16 protein-coding genes are annotated in these 15,540 nt (G+C 66.3%); 3 read left to right on the top strand and 13 right to left on the bottom strand.

Going from position 1 to position 15,540, the window contains the following annotated elements; all coding sequences use genetic code 11:
• Nucleotides 1–70: 70 nt before the first annotated feature.
• Nucleotides 71–1,315 (top strand): acyl-CoA dehydrogenase family protein, encoded by a 1,245-nt coding sequence (locus NP825_RS09450; protein WP_257550832.1) that lies wholly within the window; start codon nucleotides 71–73, stop codon nucleotides 1,313–1,315.
• A 110-nt stretch (nucleotides 1,316–1,425) separates the two neighbouring features.
• Here NP825_RS09450 and NP825_RS09445 read toward each other — a convergent pair whose 3' ends face one another.
• From NP825_RS09445 to NP825_RS09415, 7 genes are all read right to left on the bottom strand, one after another.
• The gene (locus NP825_RS09445; protein ID WP_257550829.1) at nucleotides 1,426–2,580 is read right to left on the bottom strand and encodes an acyl-CoA dehydrogenase family protein; all 1,155 of its coding nucleotides are present in this window, start codon (nucleotides 2,578–2,580) and stop codon (nucleotides 1,426–1,428) included.
• An 85-nt stretch (nucleotides 2,581–2,665) separates the two neighbouring features.
• The gene (locus tag NP825_RS09440; RefSeq protein ID WP_257550827.1) at nucleotides 2,666–3,070 is read right to left on the bottom strand and encodes a winged helix DNA-binding protein; all 405 of its coding nucleotides are present in this window, start codon (nucleotides 3,068–3,070) and stop codon (nucleotides 2,666–2,668) included.
• On the bottom strand, nucleotides 3,067–3,651 hold the full coding sequence (locus NP825_RS09435) for a JAB domain-containing protein (RefSeq protein WP_257550825.1): 585 nt from the start codon (nucleotides 3,649–3,651) through the stop codon (nucleotides 3,067–3,069). Before NP825_RS09435 ends, NP825_RS09440 begins: the two co-directional genes overlap by 4 nt.
• On the bottom strand, nucleotides 3,591–4,088 hold the full coding sequence (locus NP825_RS09430) for a hypothetical protein (protein WP_257550823.1): 498 nt from the start codon (nucleotides 4,086–4,088) through the stop codon (nucleotides 3,591–3,593). The genes NP825_RS09435 and NP825_RS09430 overlap by 61 nt, the downstream gene beginning before the upstream one ends.
• Nucleotides 4,089–4,140: 52 nt before the next feature.
• Nucleotides 4,141–4,473 carry a hypothetical protein gene (locus NP825_RS09425; RefSeq protein WP_257550821.1) on the bottom strand — a complete coding sequence of 111 codons (333 nt, stop codon included), beginning with the start codon at nucleotides 4,471–4,473 and terminating at the stop codon, nucleotides 4,141–4,143.
• A 60-nt stretch (nucleotides 4,474–4,533) separates the two neighbouring features.
• The gene (locus NP825_RS09420) at nucleotides 4,534–5,073 is read right to left on the bottom strand and encodes a helix-turn-helix transcriptional regulator (protein ID WP_257550819.1); all 540 of its coding nucleotides are present in this window, start codon (nucleotides 5,071–5,073) and stop codon (nucleotides 4,534–4,536) included.
• Between the two features lie 3 nt (nucleotides 5,074–5,076).
• Complete coding sequence (locus NP825_RS09415; RefSeq protein WP_257550816.1) at nucleotides 5,077–7,743, bottom strand: winged helix-turn-helix domain-containing protein; 2,667 nt, start codon at nucleotides 7,741–7,743, stop codon at nucleotides 5,077–5,079.
• A 226-nt stretch (nucleotides 7,744–7,969) separates the two neighbouring features.
• On the opposite strand from NP825_RS09415, the gene NP825_RS09410 reads away from it, so the two are divergent.
• Both NP825_RS09410 and NP825_RS09405 read left to right on the top strand, forming a co-directional pair.
• On the top strand, nucleotides 7,970–9,310 hold the full coding sequence (locus tag NP825_RS09410) for a hypothetical protein (protein WP_257550803.1): 1,341 nt from the start codon (nucleotides 7,970–7,972) through the stop codon (nucleotides 9,308–9,310).
• A gap of 130 nt (nucleotides 9,311–9,440) precedes the next feature.
• Entirely contained in the window at nucleotides 9,441–9,614 is a 174-nt protein-coding gene (locus tag NP825_RS09405; protein ID WP_257550800.1) for a DUF1328 domain-containing protein, read from the top strand.
• Between the two features lie 188 nt (nucleotides 9,615–9,802).
• On the opposite strand, the gene NP825_RS09400 is transcribed toward NP825_RS09405, so the two are convergent.
• Genes NP825_RS09400 through pstC form a run of 6 tightly spaced genes read right to left on the bottom strand, consistent with a single transcriptional unit; the run spans nucleotide 9,803 to nucleotide 15,505 of the window.
• Nucleotides 9,803–10,561, bottom strand: a complete 759-nt coding sequence (locus NP825_RS09400; RefSeq protein WP_257550798.1) for a hypothetical protein — start codon at nucleotides 10,559–10,561, stop codon at nucleotides 9,803–9,805.
• Nucleotides 10,562–10,618: 57 nt separating this feature from the next.
• On the bottom strand, nucleotides 10,619–11,317 hold the full coding sequence (phoB, locus tag NP825_RS09395) for a phosphate regulon transcriptional regulator PhoB (RefSeq protein ID WP_058815332.1): 699 nt from the start codon (nucleotides 11,315–11,317) through the stop codon (nucleotides 10,619–10,621).
• Nucleotides 11,317–12,039, bottom strand: a complete 723-nt coding sequence (gene phoU, locus NP825_RS09390) for a phosphate signaling complex protein PhoU (RefSeq protein ID WP_257550780.1) — start codon at nucleotides 12,037–12,039, stop codon at nucleotides 11,317–11,319. The genes phoB and phoU overlap by 1 nt, the downstream gene beginning before the upstream one ends.
• A 40-nt stretch (nucleotides 12,040–12,079) precedes the next feature.
• Nucleotides 12,080–12,877: a phosphate ABC transporter ATP-binding protein PstB gene (gene pstB / locus NP825_RS09385; RefSeq protein WP_257551365.1), complete on the bottom strand. Its 798-nt coding sequence runs from the start codon at nucleotides 12,875–12,877 to the stop codon at nucleotides 12,080–12,082.
• A 2-nt stretch (nucleotides 12,878–12,879) separates the two neighbouring features.
• The gene (gene pstA / locus NP825_RS09380) at nucleotides 12,880–14,136 is read right to left on the bottom strand and encodes a phosphate ABC transporter permease PstA (protein WP_257550744.1); all 1,257 of its coding nucleotides are present in this window, start codon (nucleotides 14,134–14,136) and stop codon (nucleotides 12,880–12,882) included.
• Nucleotides 14,129–15,505: a phosphate ABC transporter permease subunit PstC gene (pstC, locus tag NP825_RS09375; RefSeq protein WP_257550742.1), complete on the bottom strand. Its 1,377-nt coding sequence runs from the start codon at nucleotides 15,503–15,505 to the stop codon at nucleotides 14,129–14,131. The genes pstA and pstC overlap by 8 nt, the downstream gene beginning before the upstream one ends.
• Nucleotides 15,506–15,540: the final 35 nt, after the last annotated feature.

The following is a 15,540-nucleotide window of genomic DNA, read 5'->3' as shown; positions in this document are numbered from 1 at the left end:
TTCGAACCTATCATTTCTATCGATGGATGATTATCGCTAGCGTCGCCGCAAATCACAGCGGAGACCCCATATGACCGAGATCGAACTCGAAGCCGAACTCAACGACCTGCGCATGTCGAAGGAGGCGCAGCCGCTCTTCGACGCGGTGAAGCGCCATATCGCCGAGAATGTCGATCCGATCACCGAGGAATTCTTCCGGCTCGGCGAAGGCCGTGCCGATCGCTGGAGCTGGGCGCCGGGGCAGCTCGACCTGCTCGAAGGCGCGAAGAACAAGGCGAAGGCCGCGGGTCTGTGGAATTTCTTCCTGCCGCACGGCGACACCGGGACGCCGCTCACCAATCTCGACTATGCCTATATCGCCGCCGAGCTCGGCAAGTCGCCGCTCGCGTCGGAATCGCTGAACTGCTCGGCGCCGGATACCGGCAATATGGAAGTGCTCGAAATGGTCGGCACGCCCGCGCAGAAGGAACAATGGCTGAAGCCGCTGCTGAACGGCGAAATCCGCTCGGCCTATGTGATGACCGAACCCGGCGTCGCGTCGTCGGATGCCAGCAACCTTGAAACCAGCGCGGTGCTCGACGGCGACGAATGGGTCATCAACGGCGAGAAATATTTCATCAGCGGCGCCGGCGATCCGCGCTGCAAGATCCTGATCTGCATGCTTCGGACCAATCCCGAAGCCGCGCGCAAGGGGCAGCATTCGCAGATCCTCGTGCCGATGGACACGCCGGGCGTGCAGGTGCTGGGTCCGATGCGCGTGTTCGGCGCCGACCATGCGCCGCAGGGCCATATGCACATGCGCTTCGACAATGTCCGCGTGCCGCGCGAGAATATCCTGCTCGGCGAGGGGCGGGGATTCGAGATTTCGCAGATGCGCCTTGGCCCGGGCCGCATCCATCACTGTATGCGCACGATCGGCAAGGCCGAACTCGCGCTCGACCTGATGGTCAAGCGCGGCAATTCGCGCACCGCCTTCGGGCGGCCGCTGTCGCAGCTCGGCAAGAATCTCGAGGTCATCGCGCGGGCGCGCTGCGATATCGAGGCGCTACGGCTGATCGTGTTGAAGGCGGCAAAGGCGATGGACCTGCTCGGCAATCGTCAGGCGCGCGTCTGGGTGAGCATGGCCAAGGCGATGGTGCCCGAACGCGTGTGCCAGATCATCGACCAGGCGATCCAGATCCACGGCGCGACCGGCATCTCGCACTGGACACCACTCGCGGACCTTTACGCCGACGTGCGCCATCTGCGCTTCGCCGATGGCCCCGACGAGGTTCATTATATGGTGGTGGGCCGCGAGGAGCTGGGGCGGCATTAAAAGTTGCGTCGTGCCCCTGCGAAGGCAGGGGGCTATCTCCGGTCGGTTCTATCCGCACCGACCGGAGATGGGTCCCCGCCTTCGCGGGGACACACGAATATAAGCCGGGTTTAAAAACTCTTCGGCAATTTCAGCAAATGCGTCGCGACATGGCTCAGGATCAAATTCGTGCTGATCGGCGCGACCTGATAGAGCCGCGTTTCGCGGAACTTGCGCTCGATATCATATTCCTCGGCGAAGCCGAAACCGCCGTGGGTCTGGATGCACATGTCGGCGGCATACCAGCTTGCTTCGGACGCCAGCATCTTCGCCATATTGGCCTCGGTGCCGCACGGCTCGCCCGCCTCGAACATCGCCGCCGCCTGATCGACCATCGCCGCCGCCGCCGATAGCTGGACATAGGCGCGCGCGATCGGGAACTGGATGCCCTGATTTTCGCCGATCGGCCGCCCGAACACTTCGCGCCCCGATGCATAGGCCGACGCGCGGTCGATGAAGAAACGCCCGTCGCCGATACATTCGCTCGCGATCAGGATGCGTTCGGCATTCATGCCGTCGAGGATATATTTGAAACCCTTGCCTTCCTCGCCGATCAGGTTCGCGGCGGGGACGCGGAGGTCGTCGAAGAAGAGTTCGGTCGTCGCATGGTTGAGCATCGTACGCACCGGGCGGATCGTCAGGCCATTGCCGACCGCTTCGCGCATGTCGACGAGCAGCACACTCATTCCGTCGGACGATTTGGCGACCTGATCGCGCGGCGTGGTACGAACGAGCAGCACCATCAGATCGCTGTGCTCGGCGCGACTGATCCAGATCTTCTGCCCCGAAACAACATAGTCATCACCGTCGCGGCGCGCGAAGGTCTTGATCCGCGTCGTGTCGGTGCCGCTCGTCGGCTCGGTGACGCCGAAGGCCTGGAGGCGCAGCTCGCCGCTGGCGATGCCGGGCAGATAGCGCTGCTTCTGCTCGGCCGATCCGTGCTTCAGGATCGTGCCCATCGTGTACATCTGCGCGTGGCAGGCCCCGCCATTGCAGCCCGAACGGTGGATTTCCTCGAGGATCGCGGTCGCCGCCGACAGGCCGAGCCCCGCGCCGCCAAACTCCTCGGGCACGAGGACCGAGAGAAAGCCCGATTGGGTCAGCGTGCGAACGAATTCAGTCGGATAAATGCGGTCGCGGTCGAGCGCCTGCCAATAGGAGCCGGGAAAGTCGGCGCACAGCCGGCGGACGGATTCGCGGATTTCGGGATGGGAGGCTTCGGGCATCGCTGGCTTTCCGGTTTCGATCTGAGACCCGCTGCCCATAGCGCAGATGCCGCCGCCTGCAATCGGCAAACGCGTGACTGGCCGGCTAGACGCCGCCTCCGTTTGCAGACCGGCGGCCGCGCAGATATCGCTCCATCCCGGCGCGCCCGTCCGCCGTCAGGCTGATATGGACGACGCGGTTGTCGTGGCGCGACGGTGTGCGGAGAACGAGCCCGCGATCGACGAGCCTGCCGATCCAGCGCAGCGCCGTCGTCGGAGGCACCACGGCGGCGACGCACAGGCTCTGGATGCTGACCGCGCGCCCGAAATGTTCCTGGACATAGAGGTCGAGCAGCATGTCCCACGCAGGCTCGGCAAAGACGCCGGCGCGGAAAATCCGGTCGCGCCGGCGCCGGTTCGCATAATCCTCCTGCGCGATCGCGACCAGCCGGCTTGCCTCGTCGGAATCGTGCGCGCCCGGCGCCCGGGCAGGTGAGTTTTGCGGGCTCATAGCAGACCTCTTTCGCGCATGCTGACAATGTCCGAGCCGCCGACGATCAGGTGGTCGAGAAGGCGGATATCGACCGATCGGGTGAGCTCGGCGATCCGCCGGGTCAGCGCGACATCGGCGGAACTGGGCTCGGCGGACCGCGACGGGTGGTTGTGGGCGAGGATGACGCCATGCGCGCCGACGTCGAAGGCGCGGCCGAGCAGGCGGCGCAGGCTGGTCTCGACCTGCCCGGTCGAACCGCTCGCCACCTGCTCGTCGGCCAGATAGCCCCAGTCGCGGGTCACATAGGTCGCGTGCAGGCATTCGGTCGGCGCCTTGCCGATGGTGAAGCGCAGATATTCGCGGAACGCCGGATCGCTCGTCGATACGGGCGCGTGCGAAATCCGCTCGCGCAGTCCGGCCTCGAACAGGGTGCGCGCCGCGACGATCGCTTCGGCCAGCCGCCGGTCACCTTCGAGTGCGGCGACGAGCTGTTCGGGCGAGGCGGCGAGCGCGCGGCCGAGGCCGCCGAAATGGCGGATCAGCCGGTCGGCGGCGATTTCGGCGAGGCCGCCCGCGAAGGGTTCGAGGAGGTTCGCCACGACCGGTAGGGTCCGTAGCGCCTCTCGCGCCTCGCGTGCGCCCAGATTCCGCCCGCCAGCGTCAGCAGGATCAGGTTGTACGGTGCGTAATTCATCACCGCATAGGCGAGGATCCCCACCTTGCTGTCCATTTGGCGCGCGAAATGGGAAACGACGGAAACGAGCTGGAAGGCGGAAAGCCATAAAGGATAGACCCGGTTCGCCCGCAGCGCGACGGTGATGAAGATCGCCGCGGCGAGCAGGTCGGAGACGAGGTGGCCGACGTCGACTGAGGCATAGATCGTGCCGCGTTCGACCACGAGGTGATAGATGCGGTCGCCGACATCCATGGCGGCGATCACCGCCGCGCAAATCCGTTCGGGTCCGGCTCCCCAGCGCAGCGATGCGGCCACGAGCAGCAGCATCGTCACGATATTGAAGGTCCAGGTCCAGCTCATCCGAGCGGGTTTGGCTTTGCACGGCAACGGCGTCAATCGCCAAGGCCGGCCCCTAGGCGGCAGCTTCCTTGCCGGGGTCGCTCGTGCCCGAAAAGATCGGCGTATCGTCGTGATTGGGGCCGCCGGTGATCCGCGCCCTGGCCTCGACCAGCGCGTCGTGCGAGCGGAACACGTCGTTCGCGGCGCTGATGTCGGATTGGATTGCGCGGCCCAGGCGGACGATCGCGTCCTGCCCGATATGCGGCGCGGGCACCTCCTCGACCTGTCGCGCGCGCAGGATTGTGCTCATCACGTCGAGCTTGGCGAGCAGGCTCTCGTCGGCCTTCGCCTCGGCGGCGCGAATCTGGTTGCGAATGCGGATCATGAAAGCTGGAACGGCGGTCATTTTCTTCCCCCGCGGTCCGGCGCTCGCGGCCGGAACTCGCCAATATCGGATCAGGGAAGGCTAATGACCGAGCGTCGTCGTGAGCGCGCCCGCGGCGGCAAGGCCGAGGACGAGACTGGCGATGGTCGCGAGCAGCATGACCGCGATCGCCGCGCCACGGGTCAGCACGGCATTTTCGCCGTCGAGCACCCTGGGGACGACTTTGGGTTCGGCCGCGCCCGTCCAGGGCGGATCGATCGAAATCGCGACCGAGTCCCGGAACGTCAGCGCGGCGTCTTCGCCGTCCTCGAGCGGCTTTTGCTCCGCGGCAGCGGGTTCTGCGAGACGAAGACTTTGCCTGTCAGTTTCTACACCATCGGTTACGCCATGGAGCGCAGCCCAATCGCGATAGCGCCGCGCGAGTTCGAGGCGGGTGATTCCGCCGAAGCGGATGCGCAAAAGCTCGATGCGGCGATTGACCGCCGATTCGGACAGACCGAGTGCGCCGGCGATTTCCTTCGACGTGCGGCCGTTCGCGAGCAGGTCCAGAACCGCCGCCTGCTTGTCGGTCAGCAGGTCGAAACCGCCGCCGTCGGTTTGGGGGCTGCGCTCGGCCGTCATCGTTCAGGATGCCAGCGACCGGTCGAGCTTCGCGGCGCGGGCGCGCAATATCTCGTCCTTTGTCTTCGCAAGCGCGGGGGCGGCCTTGTCGAGCAGCCGCCGCGCCCCGGCCTTGTCGTGATCGCCGACCGCAACCTCGGCCAGCGCGACGTCGACGGTGGCGTCGAAATCGGGATTGCCGAGAAGCTGCGCGGTCTTTTCGCGGTCGACCGCGGCCAGCATCGGCCCGGCTTCGGTGAAGCGCTGGTTGGCGATCAGGCATTCGGCGGTGAAATAGCGGATTGCGTGCGTGAGCGGATAATCGGCGCCGAACGCCGAAAGACTGGTGTCGAGCGCGTCGCGTGCGAGACCCAGCGCTTTCGCCCGCTGCGGCGTCTGGCAGAGCGCCGAGGCATAGTCGATCTGCCCGGTCAGCGCCTGATGCGAATGCGCCCCGGCCTGCGCGGCCGCGCCTTTCCAGACCTTCTCCGCCTCGACTGCCGCCTCGGCATAGCGGCCGAGGGCGGCGAAGCTCTCGAAACGGGTCGAACGCAGGCCGAGGGTGAAACGATGGTCCGGGCCGAACCTTTTTTCCATCGCCGCGAGCAGCGGCGTGCTGCCTTCCAACGCTTCCTTGTAGCGCCCGGTCATCGACAGGCTGTTCAGCCAGTGCTGGCGGGTGACGAGCGTGTCGGGATGATCGGCGCCGCGGATGCGCGTCGAATCGGCGACGATCGCGCGCGCGATCGGCTCGGCCTTGTCGGCTTGTCCGAGCCGCATCAAAGTCAGCACCAGCGACGAGCGCGCCTTCAGTAATTGCCCCGGCGGAACATCGCTTCCGCTCGCTTCGCCGATCGCCACCGCGCGGCGGAACGCGGGCTCGGCCCGTTCGATGTCGGCGAAATAATCATAGGCGCCTTCGGCGCGCGCGAGCGCGAAGCCCATGCGGCCGGTCTCGCCGCGCTTGCCGAGCCGCGCGCGCTCCTTCTCCAGCAGGCGACCCGCCTCCTCGAGCCGGTCGGGCTGGCCCGACGTCGCCTCCATATTGATGCGGTCGAGGCGGCCGGTGATGGCGTCGTCGCTTTCGGTCTCGCCTGCCTTCGCGAACAGCGCGTCGGCGCGCGCATATTCGCCGCGCGCGGTGTCCGGGTCGGAGCGCTGGTGAAAGGCGCGCGCGATGGCGAGGTGCAGCCGCGCGGCGATCCCCGGATTGGCCCCGAAACGCTGGTCGATCTGCTCGCTCGCGCGCTTGATCGCGTCGACGACGGTTTCGTCGGCACTCGATTTGGCGGGGTCGGGGCTGCCCAGCACATCCTCGGCGATGAAGGCATAGCTGGTCTCGGTCAGTTCGCGCGCGGCGAGTGCGGCGCCCCGCTGGTGCCAGGCATAGGCCGCGAGCGCCGAGGTCGCGAGCAGCCCGGCGGTCAGGCTCGCGAAAGCGGCGCGGACCCACGGCCGCTGCGCCGCGCGGCGCTCCTCGCGGCGTTTCTGATCGGCCAGGAAGGCGGCGCGCTCGGCGGCTTCGGCGGCCTGGGCGCGGCGGTCGTCCAGCCGCTCGATCCGCTCGGCAAGGTCGGCGGCGCTGTCCAGCCGGTCGCCCGGCGTCAGCGCGGCGGCGCGCGCGATGTCGCCCTGCAGCAGCGGGTCGGCGACCCGCTCCTCCCAGCCCGGCGCAAGCGCCGCGGTGAAATCGCCGACGACGAGCTGATAGAGGATCAGCCCCAGCGCATAGATGTCGCTCTTCACCGTCGGCACCGCGTCGCCGACCAATTCAGGCGCGCGATAGGCGAGCGTGCCCGACCGCGGCTCGTCCTTGCCGAGATCGGTATCGAGCGAACCCGGATTGGTGATCTGAAAGCTGGCGAGCAGCGCGTCGTCGATCAGCCGCCCGCTGCCGAAATCGACGAGCCGCAGCACCGGGCCGTTCTCGCTGTCGTCGATCAGCATGTTGGCGGGCTTCAGATCCTTGTGGAGGACGCCGACGCTGTGGATGCCCGCGACCGCGCGCGCCGCCATCGCCGCGACCGCCAGCCGCTCGGCGAGCGGGATCGCGGACAGGCCGCCCTCGGCCCAGGCGAGCAGGTCGCGCCCGCCCCAGGCATATTCGAGGAAGAAGGGCGCCGCGTCAAAATTCCATTCGTGCAGCGCGGGAAGCGGCGATGTCTTGCCGAGCCCGGCGGACACCAGGCGCGACAGCGCGGCTTCGCGCTTCAGCGCGCGCAGCCGGTCGGGCGCGTCGGCGAATTTGAACACCCGCTGCTCGCCCGTCTTGGCCTGGCGCGCGAGCCAGACGTCCGCGGCGCCGGTATCGCCCAGCGGCTGTTCGAGTTGCCAGGCCTTACGTCCCGGAACGCTGTCCCCGGCGGTGAAGGCGAAACGCGGCGCGAGCGGCGTGTCGATGCTTTCGACCTCGACCGGCGCGGTCAGGCGATAGCCGACGCGTGGCACGGTGGCGACGATGTCCGAACCCGCAGTGCCCAGCGCCTTGCGCAGCTTCGAAATGGCGGTCGCGAGCGAGCCTTCGACCACGGTCACGCCGGGCCACACCGCATCGAGAATTTCGTCCTTGGTAACGACTTCGCCCGCGCGCAGCAGCAGTTCGTGCAGCACCTCGAGCGGCTTGCCCTCGAGCGCGACGGGAGCGCCGCCGATGCGCAGCGTCCAGCTCGCTTCGTCGAACTCAGCGTTCACAAAGCGCCATAACCGCCGCCGTCGCCGCGACGAATGAGTAGCTGACATGGCTTTACGACCCCCTGTTACGCCCGCTTTTCCCAAGCTTTAGAAATTCTTGATAGCGGCATCAAGACTTTGCCGTTGCCGCGCATTTAGGTGACGGGAAGACTTGGCGGCAGACGCACCGTGCGCCGTGATAGGGTGAGTCGTCGCGATCGATCTATTTTTGAACCGGGGGAACATCATGCGTTTTGTCCTTGCTCTGATGTCGCTTGCCGCCTGTTCGCTGCAGGCCACCGTTGATGCCCAGACCGCGCCGAAGCCCTGGCCGCGCGAGGTGCAGGCGGTCTATGACCAGCTCAAGCAGGATTGCCGCGCCGAGGGCGGCAAGTTCGTCCCCGATCGCGCGGGTTTCGCGACCCAGGTCGAGGTGACGAACGACGGCAAGGCCGACTGGGTGATCGAATATGCCGCGACCCGCTGCACGACGTCGGGCTATTCGGCATGGTGCGGGACCGCGGGTTGCGTGATCGGCATCCTCGGTTCGACCAAGAACGGCCTGCGCGAAATTTTCAACGACAATGTCCGCGGCTGGGACATCATATCCGTCGACGCGAAGCGCAAGGGGCTGATGCTGTTGACCCACGGCAGCGTCTGCGGTGGATATGGCGCGGAAGTTTGCGGACAAACCCTTGTTTGGAACGGCCAGAAATGGGTGCAGACCGGAATGCAGCGGAACGTCGATCCGTCCAAGATGAAGGGCGGCGACGGTGCTGGCGAGGAAGAGAATTTTACCCCGCCGCCGCAGCACACCGCGCGGTGGCAGTTCGCGGGGACGGGATCGGGTGCGATCGCGGCGGTGACCGGACATCCCGAATTCGCGGCGATCGGCATCCGCTGTCAGCCCGGCGGCGGTCTTTATATGACCGTCGTGCCGAAAGCCGGCGTTCCACTTCCCGCCGCGGGGCATCCGCTGCTGCTTTCGTTCCGAAGCTCGATGGAGGATCGCGAAGGAACGCAGACTCTCGTGCAGGAGCCGGGGAAGGGCGATTTCAGCGGGACGATCGACCCGGTCGTCGAAAGCCTGCTCAGCGGCCGCGATACCGACCTGTCGCTGATCGCGAGCAGCGACGGTGGCGATGAATGGAAGGATCTGAGCTATGTCTCGCTTGGCGGTTCGACCGCCGCGATCCGCGCGCTCGTTCCGCAATGCGCCTCGGCGGCGGGGGCGGCGTCGGGCGCGCAGGCGGCGGGGCAAAAGCCTGTCGCGCCGCTCGGCATCGTATCGGGTTATTATGTGGACGAGACCGAACCTTGCTCGAATCCCGGCTTCGAGGCGCTCTACTATGACGGCAAGCGCCTCGGCCTGATGCGCGGCGGCGGCGCGCCGGGCAGCCTCGAGGAGAATTTCGTCGGTCCGCTCGGCAAGGTAGAGAAAACGCGCGGTTCCTTCTTCCTTCCCGAATGGGAAATGGAGGTGAAAATCCTGTCGCCGACGCGCATCCAACTTACCATTCAGGATACCGGCCCGCCGATGCGCTGGTGTCCGGCGGAGCAGATCGGCGCCAAGTGGCGGCTGCGCTGACGGGCGGCCGGAGCAGCGGAACTTCCGGCACCGGGGCGCGTTTCTCGATCATCCAAACAGGATGATGCGATGCCCCTTTCGCCCGACGCGCGGGCGAGGGGGAGGTCGCGCGCCAATAGGGAGAATAGGCATGTTCAGATGGGCTATTATTTTTGCGGTCGTGGCGCTTATTGCCGCGCTGCTGGGCTTCGGCGGCATTGCGGGCATTTCCGCCGAGTTCGCGAAAATCCTGTTGATCATCGGTGTCGTGTTGTTCGTCGTCGCCTTCCTCTTCGGACGCGGCGGGCGGACCACGCTTCCCTGACGGAGCGTTCGCAAGATGAGCTTATCGGCCCGGTCGCCTGTCAGGCGGCCGGGTTTTTCATTTCATCGATTGATGAAACATAAGTGTGTCCCCGCGAAGGCGGGGATCCATCTCCGACCGGCTCAAGATCGCGCCGCCCGGAGATGGGCTCCCGCCTTCGCGGGAGCACGCGGCTTTTTTATCCGAGATTAGCGCGCGGGCAGGGGCCGAAGCTTGGCGGACGTTATATGCCAACGCAATTGGTCCGCGCTCGCGCCGTCGACATTGTTGACGCGGCGCAGCACATAATCTCCGCCGAAGCGCTGCGACGCGCCGGTGTCGAGCGTCGCTTCGACGGTGACCGGAACCGTCAGATAGATCGAGCCGGCGGCGCCCTCGGCATCCCCGACCGCGCCGATCGCCACGCGGGTCGAGCGCGTGTGGGCAAAGCCGGTGCGGAACCCGTCCGGCGTCTGCTTCGGCGGGCCATTCTCGCCCCATTGCAGCCACGCGGTATCGTAATCCCCGGCATCGAGCGCCGAATAATAGAGCTTCACCACCGCGATCGCCGCCGCCTTGCTATCGGGCGCGGGGCGGCAGTCCGCGGGCAGCGCGCCATCCTTGCCGAGCAGCGCGCAGCTTCGCGCAATCTCATTCTCGATCATCGCGCAGCTGTTGGCGGCGTTGCATGGCGGATGCGTCGCGGGCGACAGGTTGCGGCAGACCGCGACGCGGCGGTCGGCTGCCTGCTGGCCGATTTCCGCCGCGCAGGATCGCGGCCCGGCGGGCGCGGCTGCGGGTGCGGTCGTGGCCGGCGTGCCGGATGCAGTCTCGACGGCGGCTTTTGCCGGCGGCGCGTCGGCGGCGGATTGGCCGGATGGTGCCGCCTGCTGTTCGCCCCCGCCATTGCAGGCCGCGAGCATCAGCATCAGGGGCGACAGCAGGCCCGCGTGGTTTCGTTTCGTCATCCCGCCCTAACGCGCGCGCGATTTGGGCGGTTCCACCCGCATCCGATCGCGGCGATCCTAAATGCTCTTGCCCGCGTCGAGCGCATAGCCCGCCGAGCGCACCGTGCGGATGATGTCCGCGGTGCCGGGCAGGTTGATCGCCTTGCGCAGGCGGCGAATATGCACATCGACCGTGCGCAACTCGATATCGCTGTCCTGCCCCCACACGCTGTCGAGCAACTGTCCGCGCGAAAAGACGCGGCCCGGATGCTCCATGAAATGACGGAGCAGGCGAAATTCGGTCGGCCCCATCGCGACGATCTGGCCATTGCGCACCACCTTGTGCGCGACCGAATCGAGCTCGATGTCGGCATAGGCGAGCAGCTCGCCGGCGAGCGCGGGGCGCAGGCGGCGCAGCACGGCCGAGACGCGCGCGACGAGCTCGCGCGGGCTGAACGGCTTGGTCACATAATCGTCGGCGCCGGTTTCGAGGCCGCGGATGCGGTCCTCTTCCTCGCCGCGCGCGGTGAGCATGATGATCGGCACGTTCGCCGATTTGGGATTGCGGCGCAGGCGGCGGCAGACTTCGATTCCCGGCAGGCTCTCGATCATCCAGTCGAGCAGGACGATGTCGGGGACGCGCTCCTCGACCAGGATCAGCGCCTGTTCGCCGTCGGGGGTCTGGCGGACCGAAAAGCCTTCGCGTGCGAAATGCCAGACGATCAGTTCGGCGATCGCCTCGTCATCCTCGATCAGCAGCAGGTCGGGCTGCGGCATCAGCCTTGCTCCTTCTCCGCGGCCGCGCCGCCTTCGGGGCTTTCGCCGCGCTCGCGCTCCTCCATTCGTTCGCCGGTGACGACATAATAGACCATCTCGGCGATGTTGGTCGCATGGTCGCCCATGCGTTCGAGATTCTTGGCAACGAACAGCAGGTGCGCGCTTTCGGTGATGTGCTTCGGATTTTCCATCATGAAGGTCACGAGCGTGCGGAAGATGCTGTTGTAGAAATCGTCGACATTCTTGTCGCGGACGGTGACCCGCACCGCGAGGTCGGCGTCGCGCGCGGCGAAGCTGTCGAGCGCGTCGTGGATCAGTTCGGCGACGAGCGAGGACATCGACGTCAGCACCGGGATCGCCTCGATCGAGCGGGTCGGGTCCATCAGCGCGACGCGCTTGGCGATATTCTTCGCATAATCGCCGATGCGCTCGACGACCGAGACTATCTTCAGCGCCGCGATCATTTCGCGCAGGTCGTCGGCCATCGGGGCGCGCAGCGCGATCGTCTGGACGGTGAGCTGCTCGACCTCGGTTTCGAGCGCGTCGATCTTCTTGTCGCCCTGCACGACCTGCGCCGCGAGTGCGAGATCGCCCTTGCCGAGCGCGGTCATCGCCTGGAGCAGCGCCTGCTCGGCGCGGCCGCCCATTTCGCTGATCAGGCCGCGCAGGCGGTTCAGATCCTCGTCGAAGGCCTTGACGGTATGATCGTTGGTAAGTGCCATCACTCTTGTCCTTTTGCGCCCTTGCCTTTTTTGCCACGCATCAGCCGTAGCGGCCGGTGATATAATCCTTGGTGCGTTCCTGCCGCGGGTTGGTGAAGATATCGGTGGTCTTGCCATATTCGACCAGCGTCCCGAGGTGGAAGAAAGCCGTGCGCTGCGACACGCGCGCCGCCTGCTGCATATTGTGCGTGACGATCACGATCGCATATTTGCCGCGCAATTCGTGGATCAGTTCCTCGATCTTCGCGGTCGCGATCGGGTCGAGCGCCGAGCAAGGCTCGTCCATCAGGATGACTTCGGGGTCGACCGCGATCGCGCGCGCGATGCACAGGCGCTGCTGCTGGCCGCCCGACAGCGCCGTGCCGCTCTCGCCGAGGCGATCCTTGACCTCATCCCACAGGCCGGCGCGGGTCAGCGCGCGTTCGACGATGACGTCGAGGTCGGCCTTGTTCGCCGCGAGTCCGTGGATGCGCGAGCCATAAGCGACATTGTCGTAGATCGATTTGGGGAAGGGGTTCGGCTTCTGGAACACCATGCCGACGCGCGCGCGAAGCTGCACCACGTCCATCGACGGCGCATAGATGTCCTCGCCGTCGAGCAGGATCGTTCCCGTCACCCGCGCGCTGGCGACGGTGTCGTTCATTCGGTTCAGCGAGCGCAGGAAGGTCGACTTGCCGCAGCCCGAGGGGCCGATGAAGGCGGTGACCAGATCGGTGCCGACATCGATCGACACGTCCTTGATCGCCTGTTTCTCGCCATAGAAGACGTCGACCCCCTGGGCCTTCATCTTGGGGTCGGCGATGGTCAGATCGTCGTTTGTTGTGGTCAAGGGGGTCATATTCACCAGCGTTTTTCGAACTTGTTGCGGAGATAGATGGCAAGCGCGTTCATCGACAGCAGCACGATGAGCAGCACGATGATCGCCGCCGAGGTCTTTTCGACGAAGCCGCGGTCGACCTCGTCGGACCAGAGGAAAATCTGCATCGGCAGCACGGTCGAGGGCGCGCAGATGCCGTTCGGCACGTCGCCGATGAAGGCGCGCATCCCGATCAGCAGCAGCGGTGCCGTCTCGCCGAGCGCGCGCGCCATGCCGATGATCGTGCCGGTGAGGATGCCGGGCAGCGCGAGCGGCAGGACGTGGTGGAACACCACCTGCACGGGACTGGCCCCGACGCCGAGCGCGGCGTCGCGGATCGATGGCGGCACCGCCTTGATCGCGTTGCGCGCGGCGATGACGATCACCGGCATCGTCATCAGCGCCAGCGTCAGCCCGCCGACCAGCGCGCTCGCCTGGCAGAGTCCGAACCAGTTGATGAACACCGCGAGCGCGAGCAGGCCGAAGATGATCGAGGGCACCGCCGCCAGATTGTTGATCGAGACTTCGATCAGGTCGGTCCAGCGGTTCTTCGGCGCATATTCCTCGAGATAGAGCGCCGCGAGCACGCCGGTCGGGAACGCGATGAGGAAGGCAATGAAGATCGTCAGCACCGATCCCTTGAGCGCCCCCCAGATGCCCGCGACCGCGGGATCGGTCGCATCGGCGTTGCGGAAGAAGGACCAGTGGATGCCGGTCGACAGCTTGCCATCCTTCTCCAGCGCCTCGACCTTCGCGCCGAGCGCGCCCTTGGCGCCTTCCTTGGCGGCGATATCGACTTCGGACGCGGTGGGAAGGTGGAAGACCGTTTTCGTCTTTAACAATTCGGGATCGGCCTTGATCTGCGACCGCACTTCCTTCCACGCATTCTCGCTGATCAGCTTCGACCCGTCGGCGCCCAGCGCCTCGTCGGCGGCGAAGGCGACGATGTCGGCCAGCCCTGCGTTCGCGATCGCCCGGTCGGCGTCAGGGTCGCCGAGCCGCGATGCGTCGACCGTCAGCGGCATCGCCTTGAAGTCGATCGGCACCTCGACATTGGTGTAGGTAAAGCCGCGCAGGCCGTTGCCGACCATCACGAACAGGAGAAAGGCGAGGAAAGCGCCCGACAGCAGCACCGCGCCCAGCCCGAACAGCTTGAATCGGCGCTCGGCGGCATAGCGGCTCGCGATGCGCTTCTGCATCGCGATGCCCTTCCAGTCGGTGGGGGCGGTGTCTCTATTCATAGGCTTCGCGATACTTTTTGACGATGCGCAGCGCGACGATGTTGAGCAGCAGCGTGACGAGGAAGAGCACCAGCCCCAGCGCGAACGCCGCAAGCGTCTTCGCGCTATCGAATTCCTGGTCGCCGGTCAGCAGTTTGACGATCTGCGCGGTCACCGTGGTGACGCTGGCAAAGGGATTGGCAGTGAGGTTGGCGGAAAGCCCCGCCGCCATCACCACGATCATCGTCTCGCCGATCGCGCGGCTGACCGCGAGCAGGATGCCGCCCATCACGCCGGGCAGCGCGGCGGGAATCAGCACCTGGCGGATCGTCTCGTTCGGCGTCGCGCCGAGCGCCAGCGATCCGTCGCGCATCGCCTGCGGCACCGCGTTGATGCTGTCGTCGGCCATCGAGGAGACGAAGGGGATGATCATCACCCCCATGACGATGCCCGCCGCCAGCGCGCTTTCGGTCGAGGCGCCCGGAATGCCGATTGCCACCGCGAATTCGCGGAGCGCCGGCGCGATCGTCAGCGCGGCGAAATAGCCATAGACGACGGTCGGCACCCCCGCGAGAATTTCGAGGCACGGCTTCACCCATTTCCGGACCGCAGGGGCGGCATATTGGGTGAGGTAGACCGCCGTCATCATGCCGATCGGAATGGCGACGATCATCGCGATGATCGCGCCGATCAGCACCGTGCCCCAGAACAGCGGAACGCCGCCGAACGTGTCGGGCTGTGCCGCGCCGCTCTGCGGGTTCCAATAGGTGCCGAACAGCAGCTCGGTCGCGGGGACGAGGCGGAAGAAGCGGATCGATTCAAACAGCAGCGACAGCACGATCCCGAAGGTCGTCAGGATCGCGACGAGCGAGGCGAGCAGCAGGATCGCCATGACGATCTTCTCGACCCGCGTCCGCGCCCGGAAATCGGGCCTGATCCGCGTGAAGGCATAGAGTCCGCCCGCGAGTGCGAGCGCCAGCATCGCCGCGATGCCGATCCACGCGTAGCTATGCGTCGCGTCGGCATAGGGTTTCACCAGCGGCGCGGCGGCGGGAATGCGCACCGCGGCCTGCGCGCCTTGCGCGACATTGCGCGCGTCGGACAGGATCGCGCCGCGCTCGAAGCCGAAGGCGGGCAGATTCTGCGCCGCGTCGCTCGTGAGCACGCTGTTGGTGATCAGCGCGGGCGACACGCTCGACCAGACGGCGAGGAAAATCGCGGCGGGGACGAACAGCCACAGCGCAACATACCAGCCATGATATTGCGGCCGCGAATGCAGTTTCGCACCCGCGCGCCCCGCGAGCAATGCAGAGCGCCCGCGGCCGGCAAGCCAGCCGATCAGCGCGAGGCCTGCGATGAGCAGGAGTAGGGCCGCGGCGTTGAAGGTCACTTGATCGTCATCCGGTCAAAACCTTCGTCATTGCG

The organism is Sphingopyxis sp. DBS4 (assembly GCF_024628865.1).
Taxonomy (GTDB): domain Bacteria; phylum Pseudomonadota; class Alphaproteobacteria; order Sphingomonadales; family Sphingomonadaceae; genus Sphingopyxis.
Note: the sequence above shows the minus strand (reverse complement) of the source record. Positions and strands in the feature narration are given on the sequence as shown.